The sequence below is a fragment of the Paracraurococcus ruber genome (genome assembly GCF_004353985.1).
Taxonomy (GTDB): domain Bacteria; phylum Pseudomonadota; class Alphaproteobacteria; order Acetobacterales; family Acetobacteraceae; genus Paracraurococcus; species Paracraurococcus ruber.
In genome coordinates, this window is record NZ_SMOA01000750.1 from 1 (window position 1) to 286 (window position 286).

The 286-nt window shown below is 81.8% G+C and carries 1 protein-coding gene; it reads right to left on the reverse strand.

Annotated features, from left to right (window positions below):
- A partial coding sequence (locus E2C05_RS33975; RefSeq protein ID WP_205083340.1) for a hypothetical protein occupies positions 1 to 286 on the reverse strand: 286 nt, incomplete at both ends.

Consider the following 286-nt stretch of genomic DNA (forward strand, 5'->3'; position numbering starts at 1 on the left):
GGCCGCCGAGCGCGGCCAGCGCCTCGGCCCGCAGCGCGGCGTTCATCGCCTGCCCCGGCAGCGTGGCATAGCCGGCGCCCTCGGGGTCGAGCCGGGCGTCCAGCGCCGCGAGCAGGGCCGCATGGCGGGCGGCAATGGTCGGTCGCCGCCCGGACGGCGCCACCGTGGTGCCGAGCGCCAGGTCGGCGCCCGCCGCCAGGGCGCGATGCGCCGCCGAGACCCAGCCTGGCGCCGGCACCGCCCGCGTCCCGGTCAGCAGGACCGCACCGCGGCCGCCCAGCCAGTC